General features: G+C 72.9%; 12 protein-coding genes. 4 read left to right on the forward strand and 8 right to left on the reverse strand.

The window, feature by feature from the left end; all coding sequences use genetic code 11:
• Positions 1 to 58: 58 nt before the first annotated feature.
• Positions 59 to 1,930, reverse strand: a complete 1,872-nt coding sequence (gene lepA / locus IF30_RS0107385) for a translation elongation factor 4 (protein WP_078891200.1) — start codon at positions 1,928 to 1,930, stop codon at positions 59 to 61.
• Positions 1,931 to 2,231: 301 nt separating this feature from the next.
• On the opposite strand from lepA, the gene IF30_RS0107390 reads away from it, so the two are divergent.
• Positions 2,232 to 2,537, forward strand: a complete 306-nt coding sequence (locus IF30_RS0107390) for an antibiotic biosynthesis monooxygenase family protein (RefSeq protein ID WP_030233684.1) — start codon at positions 2,232 to 2,234, stop codon at positions 2,535 to 2,537.
• A 229-nt stretch (positions 2,538 to 2,766) separates the two neighbouring features.
• Entirely contained in the window at positions 2,767 to 3,036 is a 270-nt protein-coding gene (gene rpsT / locus IF30_RS0107395; protein WP_030233686.1) for a 30S ribosomal protein S20, read from the forward strand.
• Between the two features lie 360 nt (positions 3,037 to 3,396).
• Here the strand turns inward: rpsT and IF30_RS0107400 are convergent, their stop codons facing one another.
• Positions 3,397 to 3,570: a hypothetical protein gene (locus IF30_RS0107400; protein ID WP_158834813.1), complete on the reverse strand. Its 174-nt coding sequence runs from the start codon at positions 3,568 to 3,570 to the stop codon at positions 3,397 to 3,399.
• Between IF30_RS0107400 and IF30_RS0107405 the strand changes: the two genes are divergently transcribed.
• Complete coding sequence (locus tag IF30_RS0107405; protein WP_030233693.1) at positions 3,569 to 4,243, forward strand: hypothetical protein; 675 nt, start codon at positions 3,569 to 3,571, stop codon at positions 4,241 to 4,243. The genes IF30_RS0107400 and IF30_RS0107405 overlap by 2 nt on opposite strands.
• Positions 4,244 to 4,307: 64 nt before the next feature.
• Here IF30_RS0107405 and holA read toward each other — a convergent pair whose 3' ends face one another.
• Positions 4,308 to 5,306 carry a DNA polymerase III subunit delta gene (gene holA, locus IF30_RS0107410; protein ID WP_030233696.1) on the reverse strand — a complete coding sequence of 333 codons (999 nt, stop codon included), beginning with the start codon at positions 5,304 to 5,306 and terminating at the stop codon, positions 4,308 to 4,310.
• A gap of 164 nt (positions 5,307 to 5,470) precedes the next feature.
• On the opposite strand from holA, the gene IF30_RS0107415 reads away from it, so the two are divergent.
• Positions 5,471 to 5,764: a hypothetical protein gene (locus tag IF30_RS0107415; protein ID WP_037899238.1), complete on the forward strand. Its 294-nt coding sequence runs from the start codon at positions 5,471 to 5,473 to the stop codon at positions 5,762 to 5,764.
• Between the two features lie 229 nt (positions 5,765 to 5,993).
• On the opposite strand, the gene IF30_RS0107420 is transcribed toward IF30_RS0107415, so the two are convergent.
• The 5 genes from IF30_RS0107420 to leuS all read right to left on the reverse strand — a co-directional run bounded on the left by IF30_RS0107420 (position 5,994) and on the right by leuS (position 14,893).
• Positions 5,994 to 8,636, reverse strand: coding sequence for a ComEC/Rec2 family competence protein (locus tag IF30_RS0107420; protein WP_063752528.1), 2,643 nt, complete (start codon positions 8,634 to 8,636; stop codon positions 5,994 to 5,996).
• A gap of 45 nt (positions 8,637 to 8,681) precedes the next feature.
• Complete coding sequence (locus IF30_RS0107425) at positions 8,682 to 9,611, reverse strand: ComEA family DNA-binding protein (RefSeq protein ID WP_234322620.1); 930 nt, start codon at positions 9,609 to 9,611, stop codon at positions 8,682 to 8,684.
• Positions 9,612 to 9,779: 168 nt separating this feature from the next.
• A complete protein-coding gene (locus IF30_RS0107430) occupies positions 9,780 to 10,625 on the reverse strand; it encodes a DegV family protein (RefSeq protein WP_030233708.1) in 846 nt (281 codons plus the stop codon).
• Positions 10,626 to 10,819: 194 nt separating this feature from the next.
• Entirely contained in the window at positions 10,820 to 11,590 is a 771-nt protein-coding gene (locus IF30_RS0107435; RefSeq protein WP_030233711.1) for a hypothetical protein, read from the reverse strand.
• 414 nt (positions 11,591 to 12,004) lie between these two features.
• A complete protein-coding gene (gene leuS, locus IF30_RS0107440) occupies positions 12,005 to 14,893 on the reverse strand; it encodes a leucine--tRNA ligase (protein WP_030233713.1) in 2,889 nt (962 codons plus the stop codon).
• Positions 14,894 to 15,154: the final 261 nt, after the last annotated feature.

The raw sequence follows: 15,154 nt of genomic DNA on the forward strand, positions 1-15,154 counted from the left end.
CGCCGGGAACGCGGAAGGGCCCGGGCCACCGCCCGAGCCCTTCCGGTGCCGCTCGCGGCTACTTCTTGCCGTCCTTGGGCGCTTCGGCGTCGGTGGACAGCGCGGCGATGAAGGCCTCCTGCGGGACCTCCACCCGGCCGACCATCTTCATCCGCTTCTTGCCCTCCTTCTGCTTCTCCAGCAGCTTGCGCTTACGCGAGATGTCACCGCCGTAGCACTTGGCGAGGACGTCCTTGCGGATCGCGCGGACCGTCTCACGGGCGATCACCCGGGAGCCGATGGCGGCCTGGATCGGCACCTCGAACTGCTGGCGGGGGATCAGCTTCTGCAGCTTGCCGGCCATCATCACGCCGTAGCCGTAGGCCTTGTCCTTGTGCACGATCGCGGAGAAGGCGTCCACCGCGTCGCCGTGCAGCAGGATGTCGACCTTCACCAGCTGGGCGCTCTGCTCGCCGATGGGCTCGTAGTCGAGCGAGGCATAACCGCGGGTCTTGGACTTCAGCTGGTCGAAGAAGTCGAAGACGATCTCGGCGAGGGGCAGGGTGTAGCGCAGCTCGACACGGTCCTCGGAGAGGTAGTCCATGCCCTGGAGGTTGCCGCGGCGGGACTGGCAGAGCTCCATGATCGCGCCGACGAACTCGTTCGGCGCCAGGATGGTGCCGCGCACCACCGGCTCGAACACCTCGGCGATCTTGCCGGAGGGGAACTCGCTCGGGTTGGTGACGGTGTGCTCGGTGCCGTCCTCCATGATCACCCGGTAGACCACGTTGGGCGCGGTCGAGATCAGGTCGAGGTTGAACTCGCGCTCAAGGCGCTCCCGGATGATCTCCAGGTGCAGCAGGCCGAGGAAGCCGCAGCGGTAGCCGAAGCCGAGCGCGACCGACGTCTCCGGCTCGTAGACCAGCGCGGCGTCGTTGAGCCGCAGCTTGTCCAGGGCGTCGCGCAGCAGCGGGTAGTCCGAGCCGTCCAGCGGGTACAGGCCCGAGAACACCATCGGGCGCGGGTCCTTGTAGCCGCCCAGCGCCTCCGTCGCCCCCTTGTGCATCGAGGTGATGGTGTCACCGACCTTGGACTGCCGGACGTCCTTCACACCGGTGATGATGTAGCCCACCTCGCCGACGCCGAGGCCGTCGGCGACCTTCGGCTCGGGCGAGATGACGCCGATCTCCAGCAGCTCGTGCGTTGCGCCGGTGGACATCATCGCGATCCGCTCACGCTTGGTGAGCTGGCCGTCGACCACCCGGACGTAGGTGACCACGCCGCGGTAGGAGTCGTAGACCGAGTCGAAGATCATCGCGCGGGCCGGGGCGTCCTTGACGCCGACCGGGGCCGGGATGGTGTTGACGATGTGGTCCAGCAGGTCCTCGACACCGAGACCGGTCTTGGCGCTGACCTGCAGCACGTCCGAGGGGTCGCAGCCGATGATGTGCGCGATCTCCGCGGCGTACTTCTCCGGCTGGGCGGCCGGCAGGTCGATCTTGTTCAGCACCGGGACGATCGTGAGGTCGTTCTCCAGCGCCAGGTACAGGTTGGCGAGGGTCTGGGCCTCGATGCCCTGGGCCGCGTCGACCACCAGGATCGTGCCCTCGCACGCGGCGAGCGAACGGGACACCTCGTACGTGAAGTCCACGTGACCGGGCGTGTCGATCATGTTGAGGATGTGCGTCGTCCCGGCGTTCGGCCCGGTCGTCGGCGCCCACGGAAGGCGGACCGCCTGCGACTTGATGGTGATGCCGCGCTCACGCTCGATGTCCATGCGGTCGAGGTACTGGGCACGCATCTGCCGGGGGTCGACCACACCGGTGATCTGCAGCATCCGGTCTGCGAGCGTCGACTTGCCGTGGTCGATGTGGGCGATGATGCAGAAGTTGCGGATCAGCGCCGGGTCGGTACGGCTGGGCTCTGGCACATTGCTGGGGGTCGCGGGCACCTTGGTCCGATTCTCCGTTGGTCCGGGGCCGGGGGTGTCCGGGTCATCGCTGACCGGTTTCCCGGGGACCGGACAGTCTCGTCCGATCGAAATAGTTCCTCCCATCCTCCCACGAGCGCGGGCCCGGCTGCCGTTCGGGCACCGTCCGGTCCCTCCCAGGGCCGTCCCGGTCCCGCCCCAGCCCCGTCCGGCGGCCCGTCCCGGCCCCGCTCGGTCTCGTCCGCCGGCCCCGCCTCGGGCTTGTTCCGGCCCCGTCCGTCGGCCTTCCCCCGCAGGCGCCCGGGCGGCAGGATGGCCTTCCGTGATCCTCGAAAACGCCCTGCTCGACGTCCTGCCCGGCCGGGAGGACGAGTTCCTCTCCGCCTTCTCCGAAGCCCGGCCGCTGATCGCCGTCCAACGCGGATTCCACTCACTGGAGCTACGGCGCTGCCTCGACGTGGGGCGCGGCTCGCGCTTCCTGCTGCAGGTGCGGTGGGAGACGCTCACCGACCACACCGAGGGGTTCCGCACCTCCCCCGAGTACCGGCGCTGGCGGGAGCTGCTGCACCACTACTACCAGCCGTTCCCGGAGGTCGAGCACTACGGCGAACCGCTGCTCGGCGCGTAGCGGCCGCTCCGGTGGCGGGGCCGCGGGAGATCGGTTCCAGGGCAGCGGGAGATCCGTTCCGGGGCGGCGGCAGGCCGGTTCGGGGGCTGCGAGAGGCCGGTTTGGGGCGGGCGGCGGGCCCCTGGTAGCGTGGGTTGCTGCACCTGGCCTCTCGGCATGCCCTCTCAGCTGGTCCGACGGCCGTCGGGTGCGACCCCGTTCAAACCTTTAGACAGACTGAGGCTCCTTCGTGGCGAACATCAAGTCCCAGATCAAGCGCAACAAGACCAACGAGAAGGCGCGCCTGCGCAACAAGGCCGTCAAGTCCTCGCTGAAGACCGCTCTGCGCAAGGCCCGCGAGGCCGCTGCCGCCGGCGAGACCGAGAAGGCCGCCGTGCTGGCCCGCGCCGCCTCCAAGGCGCTGGACAAGGCCGTGAGCAAGGGCGTCATCCACGCCAACCAGGCCGCCAACAAGAAGTCGGCCATCACCAAGCGCGTCAACGCGGCCGTCCAGGCCTGACGCCCCCGGGGGTTGCGACCCCCGACCGCCTCGGAACGCTCCGGCCCTCTACCCGGACCCTGAGGCGCGCGAGACTCGCACCGCACGCGGCCTGCGTTCGCCACGCGGGTGCGGTGCAACGAAGCAGTACGACAGGCGCCGCAGTCGGCCTCTCCCCAGAGGCCACTGCGGCGCCTGTCGCGTTCCACGGTCCGGCCGCTATGGTCGGTCAGGTGCGATCGAGGTGCGGGGGAGCGCCCCGACGCCAGGCCCAGGGGGGAACTTCATGACGACGCCACCACCGCCGGCACCGAACGGGCCTGGGTACGGATTCCCTCAGCAGCCCCCGCCGGGCCCGGGCGCGCAGCCCGTACCAGGGGCTCAGCCCGGGACGGGTGCGCCGGGTGTGGCGCCGGGCGTTCCGGGCTTCGGGCCGCCGCCGGGGCTGCCCGCGGCCCCCGGAATGCCGACCCCGCCGGGGATGTCGACGGCAGCAGGGATGTCGACGGCAGCGGGGATGTCGACGGCGCCGGGGATGCCCACCGCTCCCGGCATGCCGGTCACACCGGGTGGCGGGACACCGCCGCGCTCCGGAGGGAACCTGCGGCGCAACGCCGTCTGGGCCTTCGTCGGCGCCGTACTCGCCTCCGCCGGCTGGGCCGCCGCCGTGACGGCCGTCCCCGGCATGGTCAGCAGCAGCAGCTCACCGCGCAGCCTCGGCAGCTACCACCTCTCGGACGACTTCTGCGCCACCGCGAAGCCCACCAAGCTGCTGCAGACGTACACCGTCTCGGACACCTCGGCGCCGAGCCACCACACCGACCGGCACCCGGCCCTGGACAGCATGAACTGCTCCATGAGCCTCAAGCGCACCGGCGGCAACAGCGACAGCGAGTACGCCTCCGTCTACCTGCGCGCCGACCTGCACAAGGCGGTCAACCCCGCGCCCGAACTGGAGGCCAACAAGGAGCTCTACCGGGCGCGCGGCTACCAGGTCACCGACATCTCCGGGATCGGCGAGGAGGCGTACTACCTGTACAAGGACGACGGCTCCGACAACTACCACAGCATCTACGCCGAACTGGACGTCCGCGACGGCGGGATGACCTACTACATCAACTACTCCGCGAGCTACACCGAGGGGAAGGGCAAGCCGCCGTCCAAGGACGACTTGCGCAGCGCCCTGCAGTCCGACGCCCAGGACGCCGTCCGGGCGATGCGGCAGTAGGACCGCACGGCCGGGCCGAGACCTCGCGCAACGCTTCGGCGCCCGCTCCCGTGCCCGCGCCCGCTCAGTACGTGGGGCGGGCCCCTGCCCGGGCGGCCCGGGCCACGGCGACCACCGCGCGCTCCAGGGCGTAGGCCGGATCGTCCGAGCCGCCCTTGACGGCGGCGTCGGCCTGGGCGATCGCCGTCAGCGCGGTGGCCACCCCGTCACCCGTCCACCCGCGCATCTGCTGGCGGACCCGGTCGACCTTCCACGGCGGCATGCCCAACTCACGGGCCAGATCGGCGGGGCGCATGTTCCGCCCCGTGGTCGCCAGCCGACCGATGCTGCGCACACCCGACGCCAGCGCGTAGGTGATGCCGGTCGGCGGCTGGCCGACAGCCAGCGCCCAGCGCAACCGCTCCAGTGCCTCCGCCGCCCGGCCGGTGACCGCCAGGTCCGCCACCTCGAAGCCCGTCGCCTCGGCCCGGCCGCTGTAGTAGCGGGCCACCACCGTCTCGTCGATCGTGCCCTCGACGTCCGAGGTCAGCTGGTGGCAGGCCGCCGCCAGCTCGCGCAGGTCGCTGCCGAGCGAGTCCAGCAGCGCCTGGCAGGCCTCCGGGGTCGCCGACCGGCCGAGCGTACGGAACTCCCCCTTGACGAAGGCCAGCCGTTCGCTCGCCTTGGCCAGCTTCGCGCACGCCACCTCGCGCCCACCCGCCTTGCGCCCGGCGTCCAGCAGGCCCTTGCCCTTGGCACCGCCCGCGTGCACCAGCACCATGATCACTTCGTCGGCGGGCGCCTCGATGTACGCCTTGACCTCCTTCACCGAGTCGGCGGAGAGGTCCTGGGCGGCCCGGACCACGATCACCTTGCGCTCGGCGAACAGCGACGGCGTGGTCAGCTCGGCCAGGCTGCCGGGCTGCAGGCCACCGGGCGGGAGGTCCCGTACGTCCGTGTCCGGGTCCGCCGCCTTCGCCGCCGCGACCACCTGGGCGACCGCACGGTCCAGCAGCAGCTCCTCCTGACCGACCGCGAGGGTCAGCGGGGCGAGCAGGTCATCGGGTGCACTCTTCCTGGCCATCGCCTACCAGCATCCCACGGGCCGCGGACACTCCCTCCCGCCTGCCCGGGCTGCTTCTTGTCTGGTCGCCTGTCGGCCTGCTGGGCTGTCGTTTGTCTTCCTGTCTGTTTGCCTGCCCGCTTCCCGCTGGGCCGAGCGCGGGTACCAGCCTGGAGAATGGCCGGGTGACCGAGAACCACACCACCGACCTCACGGACGTCGACGACCCGCACGCCCGGCAACTGCTCGTCCTGCCCGATCGCGACGCCGCCGAAGAAGCCGCCGAAGAACTCGGCGCCGCCCACCCGGACCTCGGCGAGCCCGAGATCGTCCGCGACGCCCTCGCGGGAGAGGACGACGCCGAGGACGCCCAGTGGCTCGTCGTCGTCGAGCCCCCGGCAACCGGCTGGAGCCCCACGCACCTGCACACCCTCGACACCCTCGCCGCCACCCACGAAGGCTGGCGCGAATCCGCCTGACGACCGCGCCGGACCGGCGGACCTCCCACTCGCCGGCCCCGGCCGGGCAGGGTCGCGCTTCCCGACATCGACGGAGGGCTCCGACATCGACGGCGCGCTCCGGGCTCGGCCCGGAGCGCGCCGAAACGTTTCTTCCGGGCCTGCGCTCACCCCTCCCAACCACCTCCCACCACCACCCCTACCCCCTACCCCTTTCCCCACTTGGTGGCCGGGAGGAGGAGAGCGGGCATCACACGGGCGGGGCCCGCGGTGTGCCGGGGTTCTCGCCGGGGCGGGCGGAGGCCGCCCGCTCCTTGGCCCCGTGGGTGCGGGGCTTCTGCCCCGCATGAGCGGGCTGCGGGTGGACGGACACGCCGAGGGTTGCCGGGGAGTCCCCCGTCACGGCGATGTCGCCCACCCTGTCCGTGCGCAGGACGGTCGCGCCCAGGCCGCGCAGGTGGTCCACCGTCTTCGGGGACGGGTGCCCGTACGGGTTCCCCTCGCCGCACGAGATCAGGGCCAGCCGGGGTCGCAGGGCACTGGTGAGGCCCCAGTCCTGGTGTGCCGAGCCGTGGTGAGCCACCTTCAGGACGTCGACCCGGCCCAGGCGGCCCGACAGCGCCGACTGCGCCGGCGGTTCGAGATCTCCCAGCAGTGCCATCCTCAGTCCTCCCGTCAGTGAAACCAGCAGGGCAACGCTCGCGTTGTTCGCGCCCGGCGCCTCGGCGGACGAGCCCGGCACCGGCCACACCACGTCCCAGGCCAACTCCGCTCCGGCCGAGCGCCGTTCGCCGCGACGGGCCCGCAGTAGCGGGACTCCGGCCTCGGCGGCCCAGCGCGTCACCCTGGCGGCCTCGCCCGGTGGGTCGTCCAGCGTCGTGCCCTCGACCGCGCCGACCCGACGGCCCCGCAGCACCCCTGGCACGCCCTCCACGTGGTCGGCGTGGAAGTGCGTCAGCAGCAGGAGGGGCACCGTCGTGATGCCGAGGTCGCGCAGGCACCTGTCGGCGGCGTTCGGGTCCGGCCCGGTGTCGATCACCACCGCGCTGTCCGGCTCACCCGCCGCCAGGGCCAGCATGTCCCCCTGGCCGACGTCGCACATCGCCAGGCGCCACCCGGGCGGCGGCCACCCGGTGGCGATCCGGGCGAGTGGCGGAGGGCGCAGCAGCACGGCCAGCAGGGCCGCCAGCAACGCACCCGTCACCAGCACCCGTACCCAGCGCCGCGAGGGCGCCGGACGGCCGGGCTCCACGGGCCTGGGGAGCAGCAGCGGTGCCGCCCAGCAGGCCGCCAGGACGGCCAGCGCGACCGTCGCCGTCCCGAACCATCCTCCCGGCCAGGTCAGTTGGCCGCCCGGCAGCTCGGCCCCGCGCCGCGCCACCAGGGCGAGCCAGCCCGCCGGCACTCCGGCGGGTTCCGCGAGCAGACGGGCCACGCCTGGGAGGAGCGGCTGGAGGGCGAGCACGCCGAAGCCGAGCAGCGTCGCCGGGGCCACCGCCAGCTCGGCCAGCAGGTTGCACGGGATGCCGACCAGGCTGATGTGCCCGGAGAGCACCACCGTCACGGGCGCGCACAGTGCCTGCGCGGCCGCTGTCGCCGCGAGGGCGCCCGCCAGGTGGTGGGGCCAGCGCCGGGCCCGCAGTGCCTCGGCCCAGTGCGGCCCGAGGACGAGCAGCCCGGCGGTGGCGAGCACGGAGAGCAGGAAGCCGAACGAGTGCGCCAGGAACGGGTCCAGCAGGACCAGCACCAGGACCGCTCCGGCGAGCGCGGGCACCGCTTGGCGGGGGCGGCCGGTGGCCAGGGCCAGCATGCCGACCAGCCCCGTCCCGGCCGCCCTCAGCACGCTGGGCTCGGGGCGGCAGACGGTGACGAAGGCGAGTGTCAGCCCCGTGCCGAGGAGTGCGCCGGTGCGCAGCGACAGCCCCAGCACCGCGGCCAGCCCGCGCCGTTCGGCGGTGCCGGCCTGCCCGGGTGCGCCGAGCAGCGCACCGAGGACGATCGCCAGGTTGGCCCCGCTGACGGCGACCAGGTGGACGAGGTCGGTGGCCCGGAAGGCGTCTTCGAGGTCGTCGGGCAGGCGCGAGGTGTCACCGACGACCAGGCCGGGGAGCAGCCCGCGCGCGTCCGCAGGGAGTCCGTCGGCGGCCGTGCGCAGGCCTTCGCGCAGCCGCCCGGCGATCCGTTGCGGCAGGCTCGGTGGTGCCAGCTGCCGGGGTGGGCCGTGGACCACCAGCAGCGCCGCGGACTCGGTGTCGTGCCCCTCCTCCGCCGGCCGCACGTCGGCCTCCGCCGCCAGCCGCTCCGAGGGGAGCAGCCGCTGCCAGGACGCGCTCTCCGCTCCTCGGGCCATGACGGTCACGGGCGTGTGCGTCCGGGTGGTCCGCCCGTCCTGCAGCAGGACGACGCGGTCGGCCACCGCGTCCACGGTGAGGAACGGCTGGCCGCCGCTGGTACCGCCCCGCGAGGTGTGGGTCTTCGGGTCACCGGTGATGGTCAGCTCGACCTCCACCGCCGCGGTCGGTGACTGCGGCTCGGCGTGCTCTGCCGCACGGGCGAGCTCCGGCAGTGGTCCCCGGTGGAGGTCCGCGGTGTGCAGCGGTGTCGCGATCGCGGCTGCCGCTCCGGTGAGCAGGACGGCTGCCAGTGTCGCCGCCGCCCTGCGCCGGCGCAGGGCGCCTGGTCGACGGAGCAGCAGGACGGCTGCGAGCGCGGCGGTGCCCGCCACCGCGAGGACGGGGGCCTCGGAGCCGGGCTCCAGGCGCAGGAGCGCCGCTGTGACCACCCAGGCCGAGACGGCGGGCAGAAGCAGCCGGAAGTCGGCACCCGAGGGGCGGGCCGAAGTGGTCGATGCGGTGGGGACGGGCACGGCGGACGTGGCGGTCGGGGCAGTCACGGCGGTACCTCCTTTCGAAGGCCGGTGGGACGAACGGAGGAGGCGTCAGAGGGTGAGCATCGGACGGAGTTCCGCGTAGGTGCGGGCACCGATGCCGCTGACCTGCCGGAGCTGGTCGATGGAGCGGAAGGCGCCGTGCGAGGTGCGGTAGGCGAGGATGCGCTGGGCGAGGGTCGGGCCGACGCCGGGGAGGGTGTCGAGCTGTTCGAGGGTGGCGCGGTTGAGGCTGACGGGTGGCCGGGGGGCGGTGAGCCCTGGGGGTCCGGCGCCGGTGACGACGGCCGGGGCGGGCAGGGGGGCCTGCTCTCCGATCAGCAGTTGCTCACCGTCCGTCAGGATGCGGGCGAGGTTGAGGTTTCTGGTGTCCGTCTCCGGCAGCGGACCGCCGGCCGCCCGTAGGGCGTCGGCCACGCGCGAGCCGCCGGGCAGGGTGTGCAGGCCGGGCAGGTGGACCCGGCCGCCGATGTCGACCACTACGGCGGCTCCGGCACCGGAGAGGGCGGTGGCGCCCTCCGGCGGGCCGGATCCGGAGGTGGCATCGGCGGGTGACGGCGCGTCCGCCCCCGGCATCGGCGAGCCGGCCGCCAACGCGGGCACGGCGACCGTCTCCGGCCTGGCCAGCCAGAAGTGCTGGACGGCGTAGCCGAGCGCGAACACCAGCAGGATGGCCAGCCCGGCCACCGCGCGCCGGTCGAGCGCCATCGCCGAGGCGAACGGCGCGAACCGCGGACGTGCCCCTGCGCCGTAGGGGCTCTCGACCGCGGTGCGATCCTCTGGCTCGCTCACCTCCGGCGGCCGCGGCACCACCCCCGGAGCCGTCCTCGAGGACTCCTCGCCGCCCCTACCGCCCTCACCGCTCCCACCGCCCCCACCGCCCACCGGCTCGACGTCCGTCGGCAGCAGCGCCGCCATCCGCAGCCGCACCGTCTCGTTGATCGCTTGGCGCTTCGCCGCGCCCAGGCCCATGGTCGTCATGCCGAGGACGGTAGGAGCCTCCCGGCGAACGTGCGGGAATTACCGGAACCCTGTGGATAACCCGGGGGCTGTGGACAAAAGTTGTCACTCACACGAGTGATTAGTGGTCACGGAAGTTGACCAGGCGGATCGCCCCGACGGCGAGCGCCAGCCGGGCGCCTCCCCCACTCAACGCGGCGCGACGACCACCGCGAGCAGCCCCGGCCCGACGTGCGCACCGATCACCGCCCCCACCTCGCCGACGTACAGCTCCCGCAGCCCCGGCACCCGGGCCCGCAGCCGCTCCGCGAGCGGTTCGGCCCGGTCCTCGGCCGCCAGGTGGTGCACGGTGATGTCGACCTCCCGCTCCCCCGACCGCTCGACCGCGATCTCCTCCAGACGAGCGATCGCCCGCGACGCCGTGCGCACCTTCTCCAGCGGCTCGATCCGCCCGCCGTCCAGGTGCAGCAGCGGCTTGACCGCCAACGCGGACCCGAGCAGCGCCCGGGCCGCCCCGATCCGCCCGCCCCGGCGCAGGTGTTCCAGGGTGTCGACGTAGAAGAACCCGCTGGTCCCGGCCGCCCGCCGGTCCGCCGCCTCGGCGGCCTCCGGCAGGTCCAGTCCGGCAGCGATCGCCTCGGCCGCCGCCAGCACCCCGTACCCGAGGGCCATGCCGACGAGCCGGCTGTCCACCACGCGCACCGGCACGGGAGCTTCGGCGGCCGCCAGTCTGGCGGCTTCGACCGTCCCGGACAGCTCGCCCGAGATGTGCACCGAGACGATCCCCTTCGCACCGGCCTCGGCGGCCGCCCGGTAGGTGGCGGCGAAGGTCTCCGGGTTCGGCCGGGAGGTGGTCACCCGCTGTTTGCCGCGCAGCGCCTCGGCGACGTCCTTCGGGGAGATCTCGACGCCCTCGCTCAGGACCGAGTCACCGACCGCGACGCTCAGCGGGACCACCGTGATTCCGTACCGGTCGAGGGCCGCCGGCGACAGGTAGGCCGTGGAATCGGTGACGATCGCGAGGTCGGAGGGCATGAGGCGGAGGTTACTCCCCGTTCGTCCGGGAGGACAGCGCCCGCCGGCAGGCGCCCCGCAGCCCTCCGCGGCCCGTCCGCAGGCTGCCCGCAGACTGCCCCGCCGTCGGCTCGGGGCGGCCGGAGAGCCGACCCGCATGGCGGCCTTACGGCGGCCCGATGGCGGTCCTACGGCGGCCCGAGTGCCCGGCCGGATCAGCCCGCCGAGGGCCCCGCCGACGGCTTCCGCAGCCGCTGCGCCAGCTTGGCCAGCGGGTCGGCGAGCCCCAGCAGTTCCTCCGCGCTCGGCCGTCCCTTGCCGTCCGTCAGCCCGGCCCGGGCCCCACCTGCGGCCGCACCCCCGGCGGAACCCGCAGAACCCGCGGAACCCGAACCCGCACCTACACCCGCGCCCGAACCCGCAGGGCTCCCCGAGGCGTCCCAGTGCCGCAGCGCTCCCGCCTCGTTCTCGCACTCCTGGGTGAGCCGGCTCAGCTCGTCGTCCGCGAAGCGGTGCATCCGGTCCTGTGCCGCCCAGCGCATGGTCTCCGCCGAGTGCGTGATCCGCTCCGCCCGCTCACGCAGCTGCGGCAGTTTCGCGGCGATCCGTGCAGTGTCCGGTTCGCGTTCGAGCATCCGCAGTTCGCCGTCGAGTTCCGCCGCGTGGGCGTCGAGCCGGGTCAGCAGGCCGAGTGCCTCCGAGAGGTGGTCGCCCTGGGCGGTTCCGCCCTCCAGCACCTGCCGGGTGCCGTCGAGCGAGGTCCGCAGGCTCAGCCGGACGGCGGCGATCTGCGCGGGCGGGCCGACCTTGGTGTACTTCTTCGCCTTGAGGGTCGCGGTCTCCACGGCGCGCCGGGCGTTGGCCTCGTGCTTCTCGATCCTCGCGCCCACGGCCTTGGCCGCCTTGACCGTGCCGACCACCGCCAGGACCACCGCCGCGATCCCGAAGAGCAGGACCAGGCCGATCATCACGCCGAACACGTCCATCGCGCGCCACCTTCCGCCGCCGTTTCGGCCCCCACCGGGCCCAACGCGGGCCGCATCACCAAGGGTTCCAAGGTAACGCCCGGACCCGCTCCCAGGGCGGCCCGAGCAGGCTTGCGGTCGGAGATCAGGGACAGATCGGGGATCTCCCGGAGGGCCCCGCGCCGCCCGCCCTGCCCACGCCTGCCCGCCCTTCGTACGCCCCACACGCGCCCCGACGGACCGTCCGGCAAAAGCAGCGGGCGGGCGCCCGAAGGACGCCCGCCCGCTCGACCTGCGCTCAGCGCCCGGAGCTCAACGCCCCGGACCAGGCACTCGGCACTCGGCATCGAGCACTGAAGGCATTAGGCATTGAGGCACTACGGCCTTGAGGCACCAAGCACACCAGGCACTGACCAAGCACCCGACCCCCAGCGCTCAACCCGTGACGATGTTCACCAGCTTCGGCGCCCGGGCGATCACCTTGCGCACCTCCGCGCCGCCGATCGCCGCGACCACCGCCGGGTCCGCCATCGCCAGCGCTTCCAGTTCGGCGTCCGAGATGCTCGGCGCGACCTCCAGCCGGGCCTTCACCTTGCCCTTGACCTGCACCACGCAGGTCACCGTCTCGTCGATCACGTACGCCGGGTCGGCGACCGGGTAGTCGGTGTGCGCCAGCGACTCTCCGTGGCCGAGCCGGCGCCACAGTTCCTCGGCGATGTGCGGGGCCAGCGGCGCGACCATCAGGACCAGCTGCTCGGCCACCGACCGCGGCGTGGAGCCGCGCTTGACCAGGTAGTTGTTCAGCTCGATGGCCTTGGCGACGGCCGTGTTGAAGCGCAGGCCAGCCATGTCGGCGCGGATGCCGTCGATCGCCTTGTGCAGGGCGCGCAGGGTCGCCTCGTCGGGCTCGTCCTCGGTGACGACGAGTTCGCCGGTGGTCTCCGAGACGATGTTGCGCCACAGCCGCTGCAGGAAGCGGTAGGAGCCGACGACGGCCCGGGTGTCCCACGGGCGGGAGACGTCCAGCGGGCCCATCGACATCTCGTAGAGGCGCAGCGTGTCGGCGCCGTACTCGTCGGCGATGTCGTCCGGGGCGACGGCGTTCTTCAGGGACTTGCCCATCTTCCCGGCTTCGCGCTTGACCGGCTCGCCCTGCCAGAAGTACTGGCCGTCGCGTTCCTCGATCTCGGCGGCGGGCACCGGGAAGCCGCGCTCGTCGCGGTAGACGTCGGCGGTGATCATGCCCTGGTTGAACAGCTTGTGGAACGGCTCGACGGAGGAGACGTGGCCCAGGTCGTGCAGCACCTTGTGCCAGAAGCGCGCGTACAGCAGGTGCAGCACGGCGTGCTCGGCGCCGCCGACGTACAGGTCGGCGCCGCCGGCGGGCTTGGTCGCCGTCGGGCCCAGCCAGTACTTCTCGTTGGCCGGGTCGGCGACGGCGGAGGAGTTCGACGGGTCGACGTAGCGCAGCTCGTACCAGCAGGAGCCGGCCCAGTTGGGCATGGTGTTGGTCTCGCGGCGGTACTGCTTCGGGCCGTCGCCCAGGTCGAGTTCGACGTTGACCCAGGCCTCGTTGCGCGACAGCGGGGTCTCGGGGGAGGAGGCGGAGTCGTACGGGTCGTAGGTGCGCGGCGAGTAGTCGTCGACCTCGGGGACCTCGACCGGCAGCATCGACTCGGGCAGCGCGTGCATCACGCCGTCCTCGTCGTAGACGATCGGGAAGGGCTCGCCCCAGTACCGCTGGCGGCTGAACAGCCAGTCGCGCAGCCGGTAGTTGACGGTTCCTTCGCCGATGCCGTGCTCGGCCAGCCACGCGGTGGCCCGCGCCTTGGCGTCGACGACGCTCAGCCCGTCGAGCGACAGGTCGCCTTCGGGGCGCGCGGAGTTGACGATGACGGAGTCGTAGGTGTCGAAGGCGTCGTCCCAGGTGGCCGGGTCCTGGCCGCGTCCGTCGGTCGGCTCGACGACGCAGCGCATCGGCAGGGCGAAGGCGCGGGCGAAGGCGAAGTCGCGGTGATCGTGGGCGGGGACGGCCATGATGGCGCCGGTGCCGTAGCCCATCAGCACGTAGTCGGCGATGAACACCGGGACGGGTGCGCCGCTGACGGGGTTGACGGCGTAGGCGCCGGTGAAGACGCCGGTCTTGACCTTGGCCTCGACCTGCCGTTCGACGTCGGACTTGGCGGCGGCCGCGGCCCGGTAGGCGGCGACGGCCTCGGCGGGGGTGGTGGCGCCGCCGGTCCACTCGGCGGGCACGTCCTGCGGCCAGGCGGCGGGGACGATCGAGTCGACCAGGTCGTGCTCGGGGGCCAGCACCATGTAGGTGGCGCCGAACAGGGTGTCGGGGCGGGTGGTGAAGACGGTGATCTTCTCGTCGGCGCCGACCGCGAAGTCGACCCGGGCGCCTTCGGAGCGTCCGATCCAGTTGCGCTGCTGCAGCTTGATGGCCTCGGGCCAGTCCAGCAGGTCGAGGTCCTCGATCAGGCGGTCGGAGTACGCGGTGATGCGCATCATCCACTGCCGCAGGTTGGACTTGAACACCGGGAAGTTGCCGCGCTCGGAGCGGCCGTCCGCGGTGACCTCCTCGTTGGCCAGGACGGTGCCCAGGCCGGGGCACCAGTTGACCGGCACCTCCTTGGCGTACGCCAGGCGGTACTCGCGCAGTTCCTCGTCGCGCTCGGTGGCGGACAGCGCGGCCCACGGGCGTCCGTCGGCGGTCTGCCGCTCACCGGACTCGAACTGGCCGACCAGTTCGGCGATGGGGCGGGCCTTGCGGGCGGTCTCGTCGTACCAGGAGTTGAAGATCTGCAGGAAGATCCACTGGGTCCAGCGGTAGTAGTCCGGGTCGATCGTGGAGATCGAGCGGCGCGGGTCGTGGCCCAGGCCGAGCCGGCGCAGCTGCTGGCGCATGTTGGCGATGTTGGCCTCGGTGGACACCCGCGGGTGGGTGCCGGTCTGCACCGCGTACTGCTCGGCGGGCAGGCCGAAGGCGTCGTAGCCCAGCGTGTGCAGCACGTTGTGGCCGGTCATCCGCTGGTAGCGGGCGTAGACGTCGGTGGCGATGTAGCCCAGCGGGTGGCCGACGTGCAGGCCCGCGCCCGAGGGGTACGGGAACATGTCCATGATGAAGCTGTGCGGCTTCGCGGCGACGTCACCGGCCGACGGGTCGGCCAGCGCACCGGTGGGGTTGGGGGCGTGGAAGGTACCCTCCTTCTCCCAGAGGTCCTGCCAGCGGGACTCGATCTCGGCCGCCAGCGCGGCGCTGTACCGGAACGGCTCGGTCGCGGTCTCGGCCGCGCCGGACGCAGGGGTCGTCTCGCTCATGGTCCTTCAAGCTCCATCGGTGTCGGTTGGCGAACCGGGCAGGCGGCCGGCCCGTGGACCCGGCCCGGGACGGGGTCGGGGGCGGAAAACAAAAAATCCCCTCGCAGGAGGGGACGCCACGCCGACTCCGGCACCGCCCGAGGGCTCAGCCGGTCCTGGTCAGCGCGGCCGGCTAAGGAGCAGGCGCACGGTTCGCATGGGCTCAGGGTACCGCAAGCGGCCCGGCGCCCTGCGGGGTGTATCGCCGGGCCGGCCGCACGG

Source organism: Streptomyces sp. NRRL S-350 (genome assembly GCF_000719705.1).
In the GTDB taxonomy this organism is placed as follows: domain Bacteria; phylum Actinomycetota; class Actinomycetes; order Streptomycetales; family Streptomycetaceae; genus Kitasatospora.